This window comes from Vibrio chagasii (assembly GCF_024347355.1).
Classification (GTDB): Bacteria; Pseudomonadota; Gammaproteobacteria; order Enterobacterales; family Vibrionaceae; genus Vibrio; species Vibrio chagasii.
In genome coordinates this window covers 3,141,281-3,159,170 of the sequence record NZ_AP025465.1, presented here as the reverse complement: position 1 = coordinate 3,159,170, position 17,890 = coordinate 3,141,281, and the positions used below count along the sequence as shown (strand labels likewise).

Below are 17,890 nucleotides of genomic sequence, written 5' to 3'. Positions count from 1 at the left end.
ATAGTAAGTTGATCACCTTTTTCGCTTTTGTTTAGTCAATATTTTGCAAAGTTAATTTGGGTCAATAAACACGCTTATTTACAGGATAAATTTGAGATTGGTAGACCTTTCAGCGTAAACTGAAAGCAACAAAGGAGGGCATGTGTTTCCTATCTTATTATTACTATTTATCTTCGTACCCATCATTGAGATTGGGCTATTTATTCAAGTTGGTGGCTTCTTAGGATTGTGGCCAACTATTGCATTGGTTTTGATCACGGCATTTGTCGGTGCATCGTTGGTTCGTAGCCAAGGTATTCAAACACTGATGTCCGTTCAAGGTCGACTACAGCAAGGCGAGATGCCGGCACAGCAGATCCTTGAAGGCGTGATGCTGGCGGTGGCTGGCGTATTGCTGCTGACTCCAGGCTTTATGACAGACGCTCTGGGTATGTTGGTATTGTTGCCAGCACCAAGAGCCATGATTGCTAAGAAAATGATGGAAAAAATGGTGGTTAAAAATATGTCTGGTGGTTTCCACGCTGGTGGACAAGCTGGCTTTGGTCAGAGTCCATTTGGAGATGAGCCATTCAACCGCGACCCATTTGACCAATCAAAAGGCGGTAACACCTTTGAAGGTGAGTTTGAGAAGAAAGACGACGACAACGATCGTAACCGCTTAAACTAATCTCGTCGCTTTATACTTTCTTTTATATAGAAAGATAAAAGACCAGAAACAGAAAAGGCTCTTACCTTTATCCTTCGTAAGAAAGAGATAATGGTAAGAGCCTTTTTTATTGTCTATTAGCGATGACAGATAATAGGTGTTTGAGGGTTTGGTTATACCGCGCCTTCGAAGCCCATTTGTCGCCATGCTTCAAACGCGATGATTGCTACAGCATTGGATAGGTTCAGGCTGCGTGCGTCTGGCATCATTGGAATACGAATACGTTGTTCCATCGGCATGCTCTCGATGAACTCAGCAGGTAGGCCGCGTGTCTCAGGGCCGAACATCAACACATCGCCTTGTTGGAACTTGGCATCGACGTGGTGACCTGTGGTCTTGGTGGTACACGCAAAGATACGGTAGTCACCTTCACGTTCGTTCTCTAGATACTCAATAAAAGCTTCTAAGTTCTTGTGACGTTTCACTCGCGCTAGGTCGTGATAATCCAAACCAGCACGACGCACTTTCTTCTCTTCAAAATCAAAGCCAAGTGGCTCAATCAGGTGCAGGTTTGCGCCGCAGTTAGCACATAGGCGGATGATGTTACCCGTATTGGGTGCAATTTCTGGTTCGTATAGAGCGATATCAAACATGTGGGTTCACAAGAGTAATCAAAGATAGCCAGAGTATACGGTGGCAAGCTGTGTGAGTACAGTTTGCCACCATCCACTTAGGCTTGGTTGGTGAGTGCCTGCGCGTAGTTTTCTGATACTGCACTCCAGTTGACCACGTTCCACCAAGCGTTGATGTAGTCAGGTCGGCGGTTTTGATAGCTGATGTAGTAGGCATGCTCCCACACATCTAACGCAAGGATTGGTTCACCGTTGCCGGCCACTGTATCCATCCAAGGATTATCTTGGTTTGAGGTTGAGATGATCTTTAGTTGTCCATCTTCTACGACTAACCAAGCAAATCCTGAACCGAAGGTGTTGATTGCCGCTTGAGCAAACTGATCTTGGAATACTGCAAAATCTCCAAATGTGCTTTTAATCGCCTCACTCAGCTCGCCAGTTGGTTCGCCACCGCCGTCTTGCGACATACAGTTCCAATACAAGATATGGTTGTAGTAGCCGCCACCATTGTTGCGCACAGCGGGGCTGTGTTGAGAAATATTAGCGAAGATTTCAGTGAGAGATTGCTGTTCAAGCTCGCTACCAGACACCTCAGCAACAAACTTGTCATAGTATGTTCTATGATGCTTGCTGTAGTGCACTTCCATCGTTTTTGCATCGATGTAGGGTTCTAGAGCATCGTAGGCGTAGGGCAGTTCAGGGAAAATGTGAGACATGGTAAATCCTCCTTAATTAGAGGATTTACCATAATGATAATAACAATCATTATCAACTGTGATCTTTGTGGGGGTATTACAGTGGCAGGATAGGCAGAGTAATTTCGATCTGTAATCCACCGAGTTTACTGCGGCTCGCGGTAATTGTTCCGCTATGTTGACGAATCGCACTCTCGGTAATGGTCAGCCCAAGCCCTGTGCCGCCAGAATTACGGTCACGAGCGGTAGAAACACGGTAGAAAGGTCTGAAGATAGAATCTAGCTCATCATCAGGCACGCCATCACCGTTGTCATTGACGCAAATGGTCAGCTGATCTTGCACTACATGGAATTGCACATCGACTTGGTCTTTACCGTAGTAAATGGCGTTGCGCGTAATGTTGTCTAAGGCACTCATCAGTAGCTTAGGATTACCTGAAATTGAACGCTCAGGGATTTCTGAGAATGTCAGCTCTTTACCCATCTGTTCTGCTTCAAACTGCGCGTCTTTTAAGATCTCTTCCCATAAGCTCGATATCGGCTGAACTTCACGAGTAATGTGGCTATCAACCTGCATGCGAGAGAGGGTCAGTAGTTCACTGATCATCTGTTCCAAGCGTTGCGCTTCTGTATCAATACGCTCGAGTTCTGGGCTCTCTCCTTGCTTACGAATCGCCAGTGCATTGGCCATACGAAGCCGTGTTAAAGGTGAACGCAGCTCGTGTGAGATATCAGAAAGCAAGCGCTGTTGCCCTGAGATCATCTGGTTTACCGCCTCAACCATTTGGTTAAAGCTTTCGCCTGTTTTTCTGAACTCTGCAGTCCCTACTTCTAGTTGAGGGTCAACTTCAAACCGACCATTTTTAACACGCTGTGCTGCTCGTTCTAATTTTCTTGCTGGTTGGCTTAATGCCCAAGCTAACCACAGTAATAATGGGGTACTTACTAGCATCATCGCGAGTAGTAATTGTGATGGGTGATCGAAAAAACGCATAAAGATAGGTGGTGGTTTATTCCATTTTACACCGACAAACATCAAAAGTTTTGAATGAGCTATCTTTATTGGTACAGGGCCTGCAATCATATAGTGAGAGTATAGTTTTCGCTTGGCTTGAGATAGATCTTCAATGCTAGTAATAAAGTGAAGTACGCGAAGTTTTAAACCTTTTTGGTTGGGAATGCTTACGATATTTCTCTCAAGATCTGATAGTACGAGAAAGCGAGGTGGGTAATGCTGTTGATGTTGCTCTTTTTGAATATTTGCTAGAGCCCAATCTAGATCATCAGCTGTACTGTATTTTTCTTCAATGTTGTCACGAGCTTTGAGAATGCGCTGATATTGCTCCTGTGGAATGTCACCAACTACTCTTGGATCAAGATGAGGTAGGGAAAGTACGGCAATTAAAACCAGTAACATCGTGAACCAAAAGATGGCAAAGATACGTCCATATAAGCTAGTGATTTTAGGGATGCGCATTAATCCTCCTCTACCAATAGGTAGCCACGACCACGCAAGGTCTTGATGCGTGATTTGCTATCGCTGCGTTCTGGAATCTTTTTACGTAGGTTAGATATGTGCATGTCTATCGCACGGTCAAATGCTGCAAGCCTTTTACCAAGTACATCTAAGCTTAACGCTTCCTTGGTGATCACTTGTCCCGGATTTTGAATAAGGTGGCTTAGTAGAGCGAACTCGGTAGTGGTCAGGTCGATGATCTCGCCATTGCAGTACGCTTCTTGTTTGCCAGGGAATACTTCAATGTCTTGATATTGGATTCTATCGCTGGCGGCTTTTGGAGTGCTCGTGGTTTGCGTGCGGCGCAAGATGGCGCGAATACGTGCGAGTAATTCTCGGTCGCTAAAAGGCTTTGGTAAGTAGTCATCCGCGCCAAGCTCCAGACCGATCACACGGTCGATCTCTTCCCCTTTCGCCGTCAGCATTAGCACAGGCGTTTCCCAATGTTCTCTTAGCTTTTTGAGTGTTTCCATGCCATTCAGACGCGGCATCATCACATCCAAAAGAATCAAATCAATCTCATCATTGATCGCTTCGAGCCCTGCGTAGCCATCATTGGCTTCAGACACAGTGAAGCCCTCAAAACTAAGAATGTCTTTAAGTAAGCTCGTTAGCTCGGTGTCGTCATCAATAAGAAGAATGTTCGCCATGTGAAAGCCTTAATCGGTAGTTTATAGGTTAATAATACTGCTAATTATTCGTCAGCTTTCACTCTTTACGATTCTTTACGCTTTCTAAACGTCACTTTACGAGGGAAAGACTAATCTATATTCAAGCGCTGAGATACAGACGCAATACATGACTTATTATACCGAATTGAGGCAACAATTATGAAAATGACGAAGAAACTTGTACTAGCAGCTGCGGCACTTCCACTTATGTTAGGTACAGCAAGTGCGTATGCATTTGGCGGCGGTGACAAGGGCGACCACAAAGGCATGCACGGTAAATGTGGTGTCTTCGACAAGAAAGTAATGCGTCAACTAGACCTAACTGACGCACAAAAAGAACAGTTAAAAGAGATGCGTGAAGCGAACCGTGCTGAGATGAAAGCAAAACACGCGGGCAACAAGTCAGACAAAATGGCGCAAATGAAAGCGCACCACGAAAAAGTTCAAGCGTTGGTACTAGCTGACAACTTCGATGAAGCTGCAGCAAACGACCTGGCAAGCCAAATGGTTGAGAAGCAAACTGAGCGTCGCGTAGCAATGCTTAAGAAGCAACACGAAATGATGAGCGTGCTAACGGCTGAGCAAAAAACTCAACTGAAAGAAATCCAGCAGGAGCGCATGGCGAAATGTGCTGAAAAGATGGAAAAGCACATGAACAGAGACAAGTAATTCAAAGCTGGGTAAAGCAAGCTTGAATGAAAGTGTTTAAAAAGAAGCGGCCGAGAGCCGCTTTTTTGATCCCTAAAAATGAATGTCTTACATCCTAGCTGTCATATTCAATTGATGGTTTGCAGGTTATACTTTGTGCTATCAGTCACTTTATAGCCAAGTTATGAAACAAGAATACGCACGTTTAGTTACGCTGGCCGCTTGGGCTGCGACCACCATTGCCACTATTTTGTTAATAGTGAAAGTCGCGGCGTGGTGGGTGACCGGTTCGGTGAGCCTGTTGGCTTCCGTAGTCGATTCCATGTTAGATATTGCCGCTTCGGTCGTTAACTTATTGGTGGTTCGATATTCTCTTCAGCCTGCCGACAAAGAACATACCTTTGGTCACGGTAAGGCGGAATCACTCGCTGCATTAGCACAGGCGATGTTTATTTCGGGCTCTGCCTGTTTCCTCATTCTTAATGGTGTGGAGCGCTTCTTTAGACCTCATGATCTAAACTCTCCAGAAATCGGTATTTACGTCAGCTTGTTCGCGATAGTGATGACGTTTGGTCTGGTTCGATTCCAAAAACACGTGGTCCAGAAAACCGGCAGCCAGGCTATTGCTGCGGATTCACTGCATTATCAATCTGACCTGTATATGAATGCTGCCATCATGCTGGCCCTAGGGTTGAGTTGGTTTGGTATTGGTCAGGCGGATTCAGTATTTGCGGTAGGTATTGGTATTTATATTCTTTACAGCGCTTACCAAATGGCGATAGAAGCGATCCAATCTCTGCTTGATCATAAGTTGCCGGATGAAGAGCTAAAACAGATAAAAGAGACATCGTTGAGTGTTGAAGGGGTATTGGGCGTGCATCAACTAAGAACCCGTCGTTCTGGTCCGATTCGTTTCATTCAATTGCACTTAGAGTTGGAAGATGAGATGCCACTTATTGAAGCGCATCGCATTTCTGACGAAGTAGAGGCTAAGCTTATCTCAGTGTTCCCTGATGCTGATGTATTAATTCATCAAGACCCTTATTCGGTGGTGTTTGGGCCTGAGAAGCAACAAAAATTTCATTCGTGGTAACGAGCACGAAAACTAGGCAGCAAATGGTAAGTGGGTGGCTTTTGAACTAGAGTGAGTAGAAATTGCGAACTCTTTGGTGATTCAAAAACCACCTTAGTAACAATTAATGTTGATTCTGATGTGAATCAACAAAGTTACTGAGTAAAACTGTAATACTCTTACAGAAGTAGAAATGTTACATAATTTTTCGCGATTTAAGTGCTATTCCTGTTGAGGAAATGTAACATAACGCACAAATATAGATTTAAAATCTTGTTGATATACAATCAGCAAGAACAAGAATTGAATAATAGATTCCCAAAAATCGAGGGTGAGCATGATTAAGAAGATCGGTGTTTTGACCAGTGGTGGTGACGCTCCGGGCATGAACGCAGCAGTTCGTGGCGTAGTTCGTACCGCGTTATCACTTGGCATTGAAGTTTACGGTATTTACGATGGCTACCAAGGCCTTGTTGAGAACCGTATCGTAAAGCTTGACCGTTCAAGCGTGTCTGATGTGATCAACCGTGGTGGTACTTTCTTAGGCTCTGCACGTTTCCCAGAGTTCAAAGACGTTGCTGTTCGTGAGAAAGGTATCGAGAACCTAAAAGAGCACGGTATCGAAGCACTTGTTGTTATCGGTGGTGACGGTTCTTACATGGGTGCTAAGAAGCTAACTGAAATGGGTTACCCATGTATCGGTCTTCCAGGCACAATTGATAACGATATCGCTGGTACTGACTACACAATCGGTTACCTAACAGCGCTTAACACTGTTATTGATTCTATCGACCGTCTACGTGACACGTCTTCTTCTCACCAACGTATTTCTATTGTTGAAATCATGGGCCGTCACTGTGGTGACCTTACGCTTATGTCAGCAATCGCAGGTGGTTGTGAGTACATCATCACTCCTGAAACTGGTCTAGATAAAGAGCAGCTAATCGGCAACATCCAAGATGGTATTGCTAAAGGTAAGAAGCACGCAATCATCGCTCTAACTGAGTTAATGATGGATGCGAACGAGCTGGCTAAAGAGATCGAAGCAGCAACGGGTCGTGAAACTCGTGCAACGGTTCTTGGTCACATCCAACGTGGTGGTCGTCCTACTGCGTTTGACCGTGTACTTGCTTCTCGCATGGGTAACTACGCTGTTCACCTTCTTCAAGAAGGTCACGGTGGTCGTTGTGTTGGTATCGAAAAAGAAGAGCTTGTTCACCACGACATCATCGACTGTATCGAGAACATGCAGAACCCAGACCGTTCTGAGCTGTTCCGCGTAGCTGAAGAGTTGTTCTAAGCCACGCCGAGTGTAAGCTTATAGAATTTAAAAACCGCTGATTTATCAGCGGTTTTTTTGTGTCTGCTTGCTTAGATTCATAAGTGGCAAGCAACAAAAAAGGTCAACCTAAGTTGACCTTTCATTCAATTTAAACAGTGATGTCTAAATTAAGCTTTTGCTTTAGCTGCTGCTTTAGCGATAGCTGCGAAGCCAGCTGCGTTTAGAGCTGCGCCGCCAACTAGAGCACCGTCGATGTCTGGTTGTGCGAAGTAAGCTTCAGCGTTTTCAGGCTTAACAGAACCACCGTATTGGATGATTACTTGCTCAGCTACTGCTGCGTCTTTTTCAGCGATCATTGCACGGATAGAAGCGTGGATGCGTTGTGCATCTTCAGCTGTTGCTGCTTTACCAGTACCGATAGCCCAGATTGGTTCGTAAGCGATGATTGCGCCGTTTAGAGCTTCAACACCGTAAGCGTCGATAACTGCGTTGATTTGACGTGCACATACTGCTTCAGTTTCGCCAGCTTCGTTTTGCTCGTCAGATTCACCGATACAGAAAACAGGCTTCAGGCCGTTTTCTTGTAGGAATTTGAATTTCTTAGCGATGAACTCGTCTGATTCGTTGTGGTATTCACGACGCTCAGAGTGACCGATGATGATGTGAGTCGCACCGAAGTCTTTCAGCATTTCTGGAGACATGTCGCCAGTGAAAGCACCGCTGTTGTTTAGGTCAGTGTTTTGAGCACCTAGGATGATTTTGTTACCGCCTTCAGCGATTAGACGCTCAGCTAGATCGATGTAAAGTGCTGGTGGAGCTACTGCTACGTCTACACCTTCAACGCCTTCAAGTTCAGCGTTAAGACCAGTTAGCAGCTCAGTTACCATTGCTTTGCTACCGTTAAGTTTCCAGTTACCCATCACTACAGGACGACGCATAGGAATATCTCCGTATTTAATCAATTAATGTAAAAAATCTTCGTAAGAATATAACAGATAAAACGCGTTAGATCATGATTGTGGTCATGTCTTTATGGGATCTTATCGATTGGTCAGAGTAGATACTGACCTTATATCAGTGATCCGACAGACAGAATAATAGCTAACTTCTCGGTTTTTTCATCGTTAGTTGGTATTAAAGGACAAACGTTTGCGTTAACAATAGGAAGTAATAATGCCGAATCTAGTTCTAGAGTACTCAAATTCAGTGGACGAGCGAGTGAATATCCAAGGTTTACTAGAAGATCTTCATCAAGTTACATTAAACTGTGGCTTGTTTGATATTCCGTCTGTGAAATCACGTTCTCTGCGTTGTCATAACTGGCTAGTCGGTGATGAAGAAGACAGTGTGGACTTTATTCATATTAGCTTTGAGTTACTTTCCGGGCGTACCGAAGAACAGAAACGGGAATTGTCACGCTCGTTAATGCAAATCTTACAAGAACAGGCGAGCCATGTTCGAAGCCTAACGGTTAATATTCGCGATATGGATAAAAGCTGTTTTCAGAAAGTGATTAACTGATTCGCTTAAGAAAGTGATAAACGGGCTATTAGCTGCTAACTTTTTGGTAGCATATTAATTTTTTGGGTATTTTTAGATGTCGATGAAAGATTTACTGCTCTCTTTCAAAGGGAGAATTGGTCGTAAGACTTACTGGATGTGGAACATTTTCTACTATGTTGCGATCACCGGTTTTGCCTCTGGTATTTCGGTACTGTTTCCAGCGTACTCTTATATCCTACTACCAATCTTCTTGTTGCTCCTGGTGATTCCAGACTTAGCGGTAACGGCCAAGCGTTGGCATGACCGTAACAAGTCTAACTACTGGCTACTATTGAATGTTCCGTTGGTACTAGGGCGCTTGGCTTCGCCTGCTGCTGCAACAACGGTGGATTCTGTATCACCAATGCACATGGTGGCAACGGTAGCAGCATTAGTGTGTGGTTTATGGATTTTGATTGAATGTGGTTTGTTGAAAGGCACAGAAGGCCGCAACGATTACGGCGAAGATCCAGTATAAGAGTTTTCAGCCGTTAACATAAAGGGAGCATTAGGCTCCCTTTTTGCTTTCTGGAGGTGTCTGAACTAGTACATTTTGGGTTCAGTGTTAGGTCTAAATGGAACCACATTTTCTGGCTGAGGCTCTTCTAAGGTACAGCGCCCTTGGAGTGCGTCTTGGAACTTGCAAACCTGACATCGCAGCTCTTGCATTAGCACGACATTGACGTGGTGAGGGTTTTTACAACGGCTGACGACTAAATCGAGATGGCTTTGTTGAGCGCGAAGTCTGCCTTGCATACTTTCAGAAGCGGAGCAGATCATCTGCTCACACATCTGGTGTTTGAATTGGTTGAATGCTTTAGGATCGTTTTGAGCAAGTTGAACCAGTTCATCAAAAGGGGGCAGTTTCTGCTCTGGTTGTGGATGTGCCATCATTCCTTCCTTAGCATTAAGCATGTTTCATATGCTTTAAGCTTAAGAAAGATTTTTGTATAAATTTTGTCCGATCTTTTGATTTCTCAATATTGAGACAAGATCAATAGCTTAGCGTTAAGCGGTAGCGACAGGTACCAAGGTGTAGGTACAGCGTCGTTCGCCAGCAATAATATGCTCAGTTCGGCTGACATGGCACTCATCTTTTAGTAGCTCGGTGAACACGTTGAGCTCAGATTGACACAAGCTTGGGCAACGAGTCGCCGCCTTACAAATAGGGCAGTGGTTTTCAATCAAGATGTAGTGATCGTCGTGTTCTTTCAGTTCTGCCATGTAGCCTTCTTCTTCACGAAGTTGGGTGAGCTTTTCCAACTTACTGATTAGATTTTCACAATCAGACAGGGCAGATTGATACTGTTTTAAGGTGTGTTGTTCACGCTCGGCAGCGACTTTAGCTAGGCCTTCTTTTCCGAATAGATTCTCTACCGCATCGATGACTTGAATCGTAAGCTCACCATGACGGTCTGAAAACTGACTATGACCGTGCTGAGTAAGAGACCAATGACGAGTCGGACGACCGACTTTCACTTTGACGTCATGAAACGCGAGAATGCCATCATCTTCCAGGCTTTGCAGATGTTGCCTTGCACCCATTGTCGTCATGCCAAACTCTTCTGACAGCTGTTTGGCCGTTACCGCGCCTTGACGCTTAATGGTCTGTAAGATTTTGTCGCTTGTTTTCATACTATCCCTACCTCATGAACCTTACTATTATGAGGCAAGGTGTTTATAAAGCAAACCATTTACTATTTTGACAGTTACTGACCTATCAATCGCAATGGTGAGAACCTGACAGGGCAATAAAACAAAAGGCTGATACTTGGTATCAGCCTTTGAATATTCTGTTTCACTCGATATGAGGATTACAGGATATGACCAACCACTTCTGGGTCTTTGCGCTCTAGGTAGTGGATTGATTTGATGCGGCGAATCGTACGGCAGCGGCCACGGATAAGCAGGGTTTCGGTTGTCGCGATATTGCCTTGACGAGAAATACCTTCTAGCAGGTCACCCTTAGTGATGCCCGTTGCTGAGAATACCACGTTGTCGCTGCGAGCCATGTCTTCCATCTTCAACACGATACCAGCGGTTACGCCCATTTCAGCACAACGCTCTAGCTCAAGTTCACCGTGTTTACGGTTCTCCTCTGTATCGCCTTTCACTTCGTGACGAGGCAGCAGACGACCGTGCATGTCACCGTCTAGCGCGCGAATTACTGCGGCAGAAACTACACCTTCAGGTGCGCCGCCAATGCAGTACATTACGTCGACTTCGCTGTCTGGCATACAGGTTAGGATAGATGCAGCTACATCACCGTCTGGCACTGCGAATACACGAACGCCCATCGCTTGCATCTCTGCAATCACTTGATCGTGACGTGGTTTAGCTAGTGTGGTTACTACCAGTGTATCGAGTGTTTTACCCAAAGCCTTAGCAATGTTTACTAGGTTTTCTTTTAACGGTAGAGTTAAGTCGATAGCGCCTTTAGCACCAGGGCCAACTACTAATTTTTCCATGTACATATCAGGCGCTTTTAGGAAGCTACCTTTCTCGCCTGCAGCCAATACTGCCAATGCATTTGATTGGCCCATTGCTGTCATGCGCGTCCCTTCAATTGGGTCAACTGCGATGTCGACAGCGTCGCCGCCTACACCTACGTTTTCGCCGATATAAAGCATAGGTGCATCATCGATTTCACCTTCACCAATAACAATCTCACCGCTGATTTCGGTTTTGTTGAGTAGGCTACGCATGACTTCTACAGCAGCGCCATCTGCAGCGTTTTTGTCGCCACGGCCAAGCCACTTGTAACCAGCCAGTGCTGCACCTTCTGTGACACGAGAGAATGACATTGCTAAATCGCGTTTCATGCGGACTCCAAAATTTTCAAAGGGGGAATAGAAATTTCGCGGCGGATTTTACCATATCCAAAAGGAAACGTTTGCCTTTTTGCTTTTTGCAGATTGCTTTTGATCAATGAGCAGTGAAAAACCGCTAATATTCATCAAAATAATTGGTTTACGAGTGTGGCTGTAAGAATTAACGTCAATATTCGGTAAAAAGCGCTGTTTTTTTCATCGAATGGCGCAAAATATCGAATATATTGAGTGTTTATCCTTGCTCTGCTGAGTAGAATGGGGAAATAAGTGGAGTGAACCTTCACCATCAAATGGATAACTTAAAGGTAGGCCAGAATGTCTTTTGAAGTACTAGAGCAACTAGAAGCAAAAATTCAAACAGCAGTAGATACGATTGCACTTCTTCAAATGGAAGTGGAAGAGCTTAAAGAAGAGAAACAAGCACTAGCAACAGAAGCTGGTGAACTGAAAGCAAGCCGTCAAGAGCTAGAGCAAAAAACTCAGCAGATGCAAGAAGAGCACTCTGCATGGCAAGATCGCATCCGTAACCTTCTTGGTAAAATGGATGAAGTAGAGTAATTCACTCTTCAGATTTAAAAAAACGCCCGCTACTCAGTAGCGGGCGTTTCTGTTTGTGTTCTTGGTTATTGTGAGTGACTTATGAGGAGCAAGGGTTACTCGACTTCTTCTTCATCAGCATCGAGGTCAAGTTCAACGTCTAAAGGTTCGGCTGAAAGAATAATGCCCGTATTGTCGGCGTAGAGGTAATCTTCCGGTAAGAAGGTTACGCTGCCAAAGTTAACGGGTACATCTAGCTCACCGACACCATCTTGGCTTGCTCCTACAGGAATAGAAGCCAGCGCTTGAATACCTAGGTTCATGTCTTCCAGCTCATCGACTTCGCGAACGCAGCCATACACCACAATACCTTCCCACTCATTGTCTTCGGCAAGTAGGGCCATTTCGGCATCAATCAGTGCTTTACGCAGTGAGCCGCCACCATCGATTAACAACACACGCCCTAGACCGTCTTGCTCTAGTACCGAGCGAATCAAAGCGTTGTCTTCAAAGCACTTTAATGTCGTGATCTGTCCTGCGAAAGAGGCACGTCCACCAAAGTTGCTGAACATTGGCTCCACGACATCAACTTGATCTAAATATATGTCGCACAGTGCTGAAGTGTTGTATTCCATTAGTATACCTTTTGAACAATGAGCTTACTTTGAGTATATCGGTGCTTGATCCCTTTGCAATGATTAGTCTCAATTAACTCAATAGAGTTTGAGCTACGACAACCCCTGCAAACAATAGGTTAGTAACCAGCGAGCATTTCACAATCACAGGCATCATAGGTGCTATTTGAGCGGGTTTTTCGGTTTCCCAAACGGCCTTACCGTGCTTGTAGACAATCACAATACTCAACAAAAATGGCAGGCTGATCCAGACCGGTTTCTCTTGAATCAGTAGGTAGATAGCAAAAGAGACCAGTGCTAACCCAAGTAGCGTAAAGTGGTAATGCTTGGCTTTACGTTGTCCTAGGCGAACCGCCATTGTGCGTTTGCCACATTCACTGTCGTTTTCAATATCACGCATGTTGTTGATATTAAGTACTGCAACCGCCATCAATCCACAGCCTAACGCAGGAAGGAAGAGGCTTGGTTCCACATGGCCAGTGTGTAGGAAGTAAGTACCTGAAACGCCTAATAAGCCAAAGAAGATAAATACCGATAAGTCGCCAAGGCCGATATAGCCATAAGGCTTATTACCCACGGTGTAAGCGATAGCGGCAACAATGGCCAATACACCTAACGCAATGAAAGAAAGAATGCTTTCAATCGAGGTTAAGGCATGAAAAATCAGAATCAGACCAGCAATCACAGTAAACACGATGTTGAGGATGATCGCCTGCTTCATGGTTTTGGCGGTTACCGCACCCGACTGCATGGCACGCATTGGGCCTAAGCGGTTTTCATTGTCTGTGCCTTTTACTGCGTCACCGTAGTCATTCGCCAAGTTCGACAAAATCTGTAATAGGGTGGCGGTTAAAAAGGCCAACAGAGCGATCGATAAAGAGAACTGATCGTTGGCGAACGCTAAACTACTTCCTGTAAGAATAGAGACGAGTGCGAGAGGCAGAGTTTTTGGTCGTGCGGCATCAAGCCAAATCATTAGAGATTGTTTCATCGTAAGTCTATTTCGTTGTAAGGACGCCTTGATTAGCAGGGCGCCTATATTGTAAGTATTGGTTTCATGCGGTGATTTGAGTATACGCCCATTTTTCAGGTAATAAAAAGCCCACTCGAAAGTGGGCCTTGAATTCGCTTATTAGCTGCTATTTCTTTGAGATAGAGCAATAAGTTGGAGTTTCGTGTGCTACAGGATGAAGCGGCTTAGGTCTTCGTCTTCAACGAATTCACCAAGCTTCGAGTTCACGTAGGCTTCATCGATCACTAGCGTGCTACCAGCTTTGTCTGTTGCATCGAATGAAATCTCATCCATCAAACGCTCCATCACAGTGTGTAGACGACGTGCACCGATGTTCTCAGTGGTTTCGTTTACGCGCCATGCTGCATCCGCGATCTGGTTGATGCCGTCTTCAGTAAACTCAATGTTCACATCTTCCGTCTTCATTAGGGCAATGTATTGCTCTGTCAGAGATGCTTTTGGCTCAGTTAGAATGCGTTTGAAGTCATTCGCTGAAAGCGCTTCAAGTTCTACACGAATAGGTAGACGACCTTGTAGCTCAGGGATTAGGTCTGATGGCTTAGCCACTTGGAATGCACCCGATGTGATGAATAGGATGTGGTCCGTTTTCACCATACCGTGCTTAGTTGATACTGTGCTGCCCTCGATAAGAGGCAGTAGGTCACGTTGAACGCCTTCACGAGATACGTCTGGACCTGAGCTGTCGCCACGCTTACAGATTTTATCGATCTCATCGATGAATACGATACCGTTGTTTTCAGCGTTGAAGATCGCGTTTTCTTTCAGCTCTTCCTGGTTCACAAGCTTAGCGGCTTCTTCTTCCGTTAGGGCTTTGAATGCGTCTTTGATTTTCATCTTACGCTTTTTCTTGGTGTCGCCAGCTAGGTTTTGGAACATACCTTGTAGCTGGTTAGTCATCTCTTCCATGCCTGGAGGTGACATGATTTCAACGCCCATTTGTGGTGCTGCTACATCGACTTCGATCTCTTTGTCGTCTAGCTTACCTTCGCGCAATTTTTTGCGGAAAATTTGGCGAGTGTTTGAAGAGGTTGTGTCTTCGCTTGATTGCTCATTCTGACCCCAAGCATCACGAGCTGGTGGTAGTAGGGCATCAAGAATGCGCTCTTCCGCTTGCTCTTCAGCGCGGAATTGCACTTTCTTCATCGCTTGCTGGTGCGTCATTTTGATCGCAACGTCCGTTAGGTCGCGGATGATGGTCTCAACTTCTTTACCTACGTAGCCAACTTCGGTGAACTTAGTCGCTTCTACTTTGATGAACGGTGCATTTGCTAGCTTCGCTAGGCGGCGAGCAATCTCTGTTTTACCAACACCCGTAGGGCCGATCATTAGAATGTTTTTTGGTGATACTTCAACACGCAGGCTCTCTTCAAGCTGCATACGACGCCAGCGGTTACGCAGTGCGATAGCAACTGAACGCTTAGCGTTGTCTTGACCGATAATGTGGCGATTGAGTTCGTGAACAATTTCGCGAGGAGTCATCTCAGACATGGTTTTTCCTTAATTCTTTAATCACTGTTGATACAAGTTTGGGTAGAAGCGTTTGTTATTCTGGCTTTGGCAGTTCAACAGTGCTTTCTAGCTCTTCAACAGTGTGGTGATGGTTGGTGAACACACAGATATCGCCTGCAATATTCAGCGACTTTTCTGCGATTTCACGTGCATCTAAATCAGTATTTTCTAATAGTGCCGTAGCCGCTGCTTGAGCGAAGTTACCGCCTGAACCGATAGCGATTAGGTCGTTCTCTGGTTGAACAACATCACCGTTACCTGTGATGATCAGTGAAGCGGTTTCGTCAGCTACCGCGAGTAGTGCTTCTAATTTACGTAGAGCACGGTCACTACGCCAATCCTTCGCTAGCTCAACGGCAGCTTTGGTCAGATGGCCTTGGTGCATTTGCAGCTTGCTTTCAAATTTTTCGAATAGCGTGAAAGCATCAGCGGTACCGCCAGCAAAACCAGCCAGTACTTTATCATTGTATAGGCGACGCACTTTACGGGCATTGCCCTTCATTACCGTGTTGCCTAGAGATACTTGTCCATCACCCGCGATGACGACTTTATTATTACGACGTACAGATACTATGGTAGTCACGAGTAGGGCCTCTTAATGTTCTTATCTTTGGGTATAAAAAGTATATGAGGATGGTGCTCGGATAATTCAAGGAACCGTGAGTGATGTCGTGCAACTTATCGGTGTAAGTTTGAAAGAAGATAGAAAAAGCGATGAATAAAAAGAAAGCCTCCACAATGGGAGGCTTTCGTTATTTGTCTTTTTTGCGACTGCTTTACTGGATCTATTCGGTGTCTTTCCAGATGGCGCAAGGCTCGATTTTAGCACGCTGCAGCTTGTGGCGGTCTCGCTCTGCATCACGCTTAAGCTTGTATGGCCCTAGTACCACGCGGTACCAGCTGCTGCCATCTTTCTTACGGATTTCACTCGAGATACCTTGGAAGGCGATATCCAACTTACGTGCTTCTGCCTGTGCTGACGTTTTGTAAGCGCCACATTGCATGATGTAAGGGATCTTAGAGATCTCTTGCTCTTTGGCTTTTACTTCGATTTCGCGACTTGGCAGCGTTTCAACGTAGTCCCATTTCTCTTCTGGAGGTGGTGGAATCACTTTGGCTGGTTTTGGCTTCGGTGTTGGTTTACTCACTACTGGAGCCGGTGCTGGTGGCTCTGGGTCATTACTCAATAGGTAAAGTCCGTAACCAAACCCGCCAACAAGGAGGATCGCCAAAAGACCACTACGCCATGGTTTACGGCGAGGGGCTTGTTTTTTGGTCGGTTTTTTCGTGCCACGACCACGCTTCACATAATCTCTATTAGCCACAAGACAATTCAGTAGTTGGTAATTCTGCTCTCATGGTAATCCAGATTGCGCGAGGATAATAGTGTAGAAATGGAAGCGGCACATCAAAATGTGCCGCAGATTTATATGGGTATTTCGAAGATTTACATTCGAGGTGGTGCAGTACTGCCTCGAACCACTAGGCTGGCTTCTAGCAGACGCGAACCTGCTTGCACATCGTTGCCTTTTAGTAGGTCTAGCATCATCAACATTGCTTGGCGTCCAATCTCATAACGAGGTTGAGAAATGGTGGTTAGCGGTGGATCGCAGTACTGAGCGAATTGAATATCATCAAAGCCAACAACAGATAAATCTTGAGGCACTCGTAAACCGAGTTTCTTGGCTTCTTGAATCGCACCAATTGCCATCGCATCGTTGTGACAGAAAATAGCGGTCGGCTGCTCTGGTAGCGCTAACAGTTGACGAACCGCTTGAGCACCCGCTTTGAAGGTAAAATCACCGATGGTGCTGTAGGCTGGGTTCATTGACACGCCAGCACGACGCAGCGCTTGTTGGTAACCTTGCTGACGGAACTTACATAGGGTTGCTGACATTGGGCCAGAGATTTGAGCGATACGCTTATGACCCAATTGAGCAAGGTAGTTCACGGCTTCGAATGCAGAAGTCAGGTTATCGATGTGTACCGTAGGCAGTTCTAGCTCTGGTGCGAACTCACACGCCATTACCATAGGAGGTAGGTTCTTTTGCTCAGACTTGCTGACATCGAACGGGTGGTCGGTGCCTAGTAGTAGCATGCCATCTGCTTGTTTGGTGAAGACGAGATTAACAAACGAAGACTCGCGTTTTTTCTGTTGGCCGCTGTCACCCAGCAGAACGAGGTAATCATTTTCGACAGCAGCATCTTCGATACCACGAATGATTTCTGCGAAATACGGGTCACAGATATCAGGAACGATAGTAATGATGGTTTTTGATTCGTTGCGACGTAAATTTCTAGCTAATGTATTGGGTGAGTATCCAGCTTCAAGTACGGCTGTTTCCACTCGTTTGCGAGTCGAAACTGAGACTTTCTCAGGATTCATCAAAGCTCGTGATACGGTAGCCGTTGAGACGCCTGCTAGCTGGGCAACATCCTTCATTGTCGCCATAAATTAAACCCTCTTTTAAGTTCCTTTGCTGCCTAAGTATCTAAGGCGTGAATAATAAATGTAATCGAATAGATATTATGAAAGTGTTGCTAACACTTTTTTTATTGCAATATTTTATTCGTTTCATCTGCGTAAAGTTACGGCTAGATTAACAAAAATCACATGACTCGTGTGAACTTGCTCACGAGA

At 45.2% G+C, this 17,890-nt stretch carries 21 protein-coding genes; 7 read left to right on the top strand and 14 right to left on the bottom strand.

Features of this window, described 5'->3' with window-relative positions; all coding sequences use genetic code 11:
* The first annotated feature begins 142 nt into the window (after positions 1-142).
* Complete coding sequence (locus tag OCV52_RS14625) at positions 143-667, top strand: FxsA family protein (RefSeq protein WP_137406919.1); 525 nt, start codon at positions 143-145, stop codon at positions 665-667.
* 152 nt (positions 668-819) lie between these two features.
* On the opposite strand, the gene trmL is transcribed toward OCV52_RS14625, so the two are convergent.
* From trmL to OCV52_RS14605, 4 genes are all read right to left on the bottom strand, one after another.
* On the bottom strand, positions 820-1,299 hold the full coding sequence (gene trmL / locus OCV52_RS14620; RefSeq protein ID WP_004737121.1) for a tRNA (uridine(34)/cytosine(34)/5-carboxymethylaminomethyluridine(34)-2'-O)-methyltransferase TrmL: 480 nt from the start codon (positions 1,297-1,299) through the stop codon (positions 820-822).
* Positions 1,300-1,376: 77 nt separating this feature from the next.
* Positions 1,377-1,994 carry a superoxide dismutase gene (locus OCV52_RS14615; RefSeq protein WP_137406918.1) on the bottom strand — a complete coding sequence of 206 codons (618 nt, stop codon included), beginning with the start codon at positions 1,992-1,994 and terminating at the stop codon, positions 1,377-1,379.
* A 76-nt stretch (positions 1,995-2,070) separates the two neighbouring features.
* On the bottom strand, positions 2,071-3,390 hold the full coding sequence (cpxA, locus tag OCV52_RS14610; RefSeq protein ID WP_390903403.1) for an envelope stress sensor histidine kinase CpxA: 1,320 nt from the start codon (positions 3,388-3,390) through the stop codon (positions 2,071-2,073).
* Between the two features lie 59 nt (positions 3,391-3,449).
* Positions 3,450-4,139: a response regulator gene (locus OCV52_RS14605; protein WP_063525229.1), complete on the bottom strand. Its 690-nt coding sequence runs from the start codon at positions 4,137-4,139 to the stop codon at positions 3,450-3,452.
* Positions 4,140-4,319: 180 nt separating this feature from the next.
* Here OCV52_RS14605 and OCV52_RS14600 point away from each other — a divergent pair, with 180 nt between their 5' ends.
* The 3 genes from OCV52_RS14600 (at position 4,320) to pfkA (ending at position 7,180) form a co-directional block, all read left to right on the top strand.
* A complete protein-coding gene (locus OCV52_RS14600) occupies positions 4,320-4,829 on the top strand; it encodes a CpxP family protein (protein WP_137406916.1) in 510 nt (169 codons plus the stop codon).
* Between the two features lie 163 nt (positions 4,830-4,992).
* Complete coding sequence (fieF, locus tag OCV52_RS14595; RefSeq protein WP_102424382.1) at positions 4,993-5,901, top strand: CDF family cation-efflux transporter FieF; 909 nt, start codon at positions 4,993-4,995, stop codon at positions 5,899-5,901.
* 316 nt (positions 5,902-6,217) lie between these two features.
* On the top strand, positions 6,218-7,180 hold the full coding sequence (gene pfkA / locus OCV52_RS14590) for a 6-phosphofructokinase (protein WP_063525232.1): 963 nt from the start codon (positions 6,218-6,220) through the stop codon (positions 7,178-7,180).
* A gap of 149 nt (positions 7,181-7,329) precedes the next feature.
* On the opposite strand, the gene tpiA is transcribed toward pfkA, so the two are convergent.
* Positions 7,330-8,100 (bottom strand): triose-phosphate isomerase, encoded by a 771-nt coding sequence (tpiA, locus tag OCV52_RS14585; RefSeq protein WP_061033606.1) that lies wholly within the window; start codon positions 8,098-8,100, stop codon positions 7,330-7,332.
* Between the two features lie 235 nt (positions 8,101-8,335).
* On the opposite strand from tpiA, the gene OCV52_RS14580 reads away from it, so the two are divergent.
* Both OCV52_RS14580 and OCV52_RS14575 read left to right on the top strand, forming a co-directional pair.
* A complete protein-coding gene (locus tag OCV52_RS14580) occupies positions 8,336-8,683 on the top strand; it encodes a 5-carboxymethyl-2-hydroxymuconate Delta-isomerase (protein WP_008219643.1) in 348 nt (115 codons plus the stop codon).
* Positions 8,684-8,759: 76 nt separating this feature from the next.
* The gene (locus OCV52_RS14575; protein WP_102424380.1) at positions 8,760-9,182 is read left to right on the top strand and encodes a DUF805 domain-containing protein; all 423 of its coding nucleotides are present in this window, start codon (positions 8,760-8,762) and stop codon (positions 9,180-9,182) included.
* A 65-nt stretch (positions 9,183-9,247) separates the two neighbouring features.
* Here OCV52_RS14575 and OCV52_RS14570 read toward each other — a convergent pair whose 3' ends face one another.
* The 3 genes from OCV52_RS14570 to glpX all read right to left on the bottom strand — a co-directional run bounded on the left by OCV52_RS14570 (position 9,248) and on the right by glpX (position 11,526).
* Entirely contained in the window at positions 9,248-9,595 is a 348-nt protein-coding gene (locus OCV52_RS14570) for a DUF3135 domain-containing protein (RefSeq protein ID WP_102424378.1), read from the bottom strand.
* A 117-nt stretch (positions 9,596-9,712) separates the two neighbouring features.
* Positions 9,713-10,339, bottom strand: a complete 627-nt coding sequence (locus OCV52_RS14565) for a helix-turn-helix transcriptional regulator (RefSeq protein WP_061033608.1) — start codon at positions 10,337-10,339, stop codon at positions 9,713-9,715.
* Between the two features lie 179 nt (positions 10,340-10,518).
* Complete coding sequence (gene glpX, locus OCV52_RS14560) at positions 10,519-11,526, bottom strand: class II fructose-bisphosphatase (RefSeq protein ID WP_137406915.1); 1,008 nt, start codon at positions 11,524-11,526, stop codon at positions 10,519-10,521.
* Positions 11,527-11,850: 324 nt separating this feature from the next.
* On the opposite strand from glpX, the gene zapB reads away from it, so the two are divergent.
* Positions 11,851-12,093, top strand: a complete 243-nt coding sequence (gene zapB / locus OCV52_RS14555; RefSeq protein ID WP_004737134.1) for a cell division protein ZapB — start codon at positions 11,851-11,853, stop codon at positions 12,091-12,093.
* Between the two features lie 95 nt (positions 12,094-12,188).
* Here the strand turns inward: zapB and rraA are convergent, their stop codons facing one another.
* The 6 genes from rraA to cytR all read right to left on the bottom strand — a co-directional run bounded on the left by rraA (position 12,189) and on the right by cytR (position 17,701).
* Entirely contained in the window at positions 12,189-12,707 is a 519-nt protein-coding gene (gene rraA, locus OCV52_RS14550) for a ribonuclease E activity regulator RraA (RefSeq protein WP_004737135.1), read from the bottom strand.
* 73 nt (positions 12,708-12,780) lie between these two features.
* Positions 12,781-13,698, bottom strand: a complete 918-nt coding sequence (locus OCV52_RS14545; RefSeq protein ID WP_137406914.1) for a 1,4-dihydroxy-2-naphthoate polyprenyltransferase — start codon at positions 13,696-13,698, stop codon at positions 12,781-12,783.
* Positions 13,699-13,887: 189 nt separating this feature from the next.
* The gene (gene hslU / locus OCV52_RS14540) at positions 13,888-15,228 is read right to left on the bottom strand and encodes an HslU--HslV peptidase ATPase subunit (RefSeq protein WP_137406913.1); all 1,341 of its coding nucleotides are present in this window, start codon (positions 15,226-15,228) and stop codon (positions 13,888-13,890) included.
* A 55-nt stretch (positions 15,229-15,283) separates the two neighbouring features.
* A complete protein-coding gene (gene hslV / locus OCV52_RS14535) occupies positions 15,284-15,832 on the bottom strand; it encodes an ATP-dependent protease subunit HslV (protein ID WP_004737138.1) in 549 nt (182 codons plus the stop codon).
* A gap of 202 nt (positions 15,833-16,034) precedes the next feature.
* Complete coding sequence (gene ftsN, locus OCV52_RS14530; protein WP_032498450.1) at positions 16,035-16,574, bottom strand: cell division protein FtsN; 540 nt, start codon at positions 16,572-16,574, stop codon at positions 16,035-16,037.
* A gap of 122 nt (positions 16,575-16,696) precedes the next feature.
* Positions 16,697-17,701, bottom strand: a complete 1,005-nt coding sequence (gene cytR, locus OCV52_RS14525; protein WP_137406912.1) for a DNA-binding transcriptional regulator CytR — start codon at positions 17,699-17,701, stop codon at positions 16,697-16,699.
* Between the last annotated feature and the right edge of the window lie 189 nt (positions 17,702-17,890).

Excerpts from the sequence above, each read along its gene's own strand:
- trmL (WP_004737121.1), bottom strand. The coding sequence starts at position 1,299 with ATGTTTGATATCGCTCTATACGAACCAGAAATTGCACCCAATACGGGT.
- OCV52_RS14615 (WP_137406918.1), bottom strand. The coding sequence starts at position 1,994 with ATGTCTCACATTTTCCCTGAACTGCCCTACGCCTACGATGCTCTAGAA.
- cpxA (WP_390903403.1), bottom strand. The coding sequence starts at position 3,390 with ATGTTACTGGTTTTAATTGCCGTACTTTCCCTACCTCATCTTGATCCA.
- OCV52_RS14605 (WP_063525229.1), bottom strand. The coding sequence starts at position 4,139 with ATGGCGAACATTCTTCTTATTGATGACGACACCGAGCTAACGAGCTTA.
- OCV52_RS14600 (WP_137406916.1), top strand. The coding sequence starts at position 4,320 with ATGAAAATGACGAAGAAACTTGTACTAGCAGCTGCGGCACTTCCACTT.
- fieF (WP_102424382.1), top strand. The coding sequence starts at position 4,993 with ATGAAACAAGAATACGCACGTTTAGTTACGCTGGCCGCTTGGGCTGCG.
- pfkA (WP_063525232.1), top strand. The coding sequence starts at position 6,218 with ATGATTAAGAAGATCGGTGTTTTGACCAGTGGTGGTGACGCTCCGGGC.
- tpiA (WP_061033606.1), bottom strand. The coding sequence starts at position 8,100 with ATGCGTCGTCCTGTAGTGATGGGTAACTGGAAACTTAACGGTAGCAAA.
- OCV52_RS14580 (WP_008219643.1), top strand. The coding sequence starts at position 8,336 with ATGCCGAATCTAGTTCTAGAGTACTCAAATTCAGTGGACGAGCGAGTG.
- OCV52_RS14575 (WP_102424380.1), top strand. The coding sequence starts at position 8,760 with ATGTCGATGAAAGATTTACTGCTCTCTTTCAAAGGGAGAATTGGTCGT.
- OCV52_RS14570 (WP_102424378.1), bottom strand. The coding sequence starts at position 9,595 with ATGGCACATCCACAACCAGAGCAGAAACTGCCCCCTTTTGATGAACTG.
- OCV52_RS14565 (WP_061033608.1), bottom strand. The coding sequence starts at position 10,339 with ATGAAAACAAGCGACAAAATCTTACAGACCATTAAGCGTCAAGGCGCG.
- glpX (WP_137406915.1), bottom strand. The coding sequence starts at position 11,526 with ATGAAACGCGATTTAGCAATGTCATTCTCTCGTGTCACAGAAGGTGCA.
- zapB (WP_004737134.1), top strand. The coding sequence starts at position 11,851 with ATGTCTTTTGAAGTACTAGAGCAACTAGAAGCAAAAATTCAAACAGCA.
- rraA (WP_004737135.1), bottom strand. The coding sequence starts at position 12,707 with ATGGAATACAACACTTCAGCACTGTGCGACATATATTTAGATCAAGTT.
- OCV52_RS14545 (WP_137406914.1), bottom strand. The coding sequence starts at position 13,698 with ATGAAACAATCTCTAATGATTTGGCTTGATGCCGCACGACCAAAAACT.
- hslU (WP_137406913.1), bottom strand. The coding sequence starts at position 15,228 with ATGTCTGAGATGACTCCTCGCGAAATTGTTCACGAACTCAATCGCCAC.
- cytR (WP_137406912.1), bottom strand. The coding sequence starts at position 17,701 with ATGGCGACAATGAAGGATGTTGCCCAGCTAGCAGGCGTCTCAACGGCT.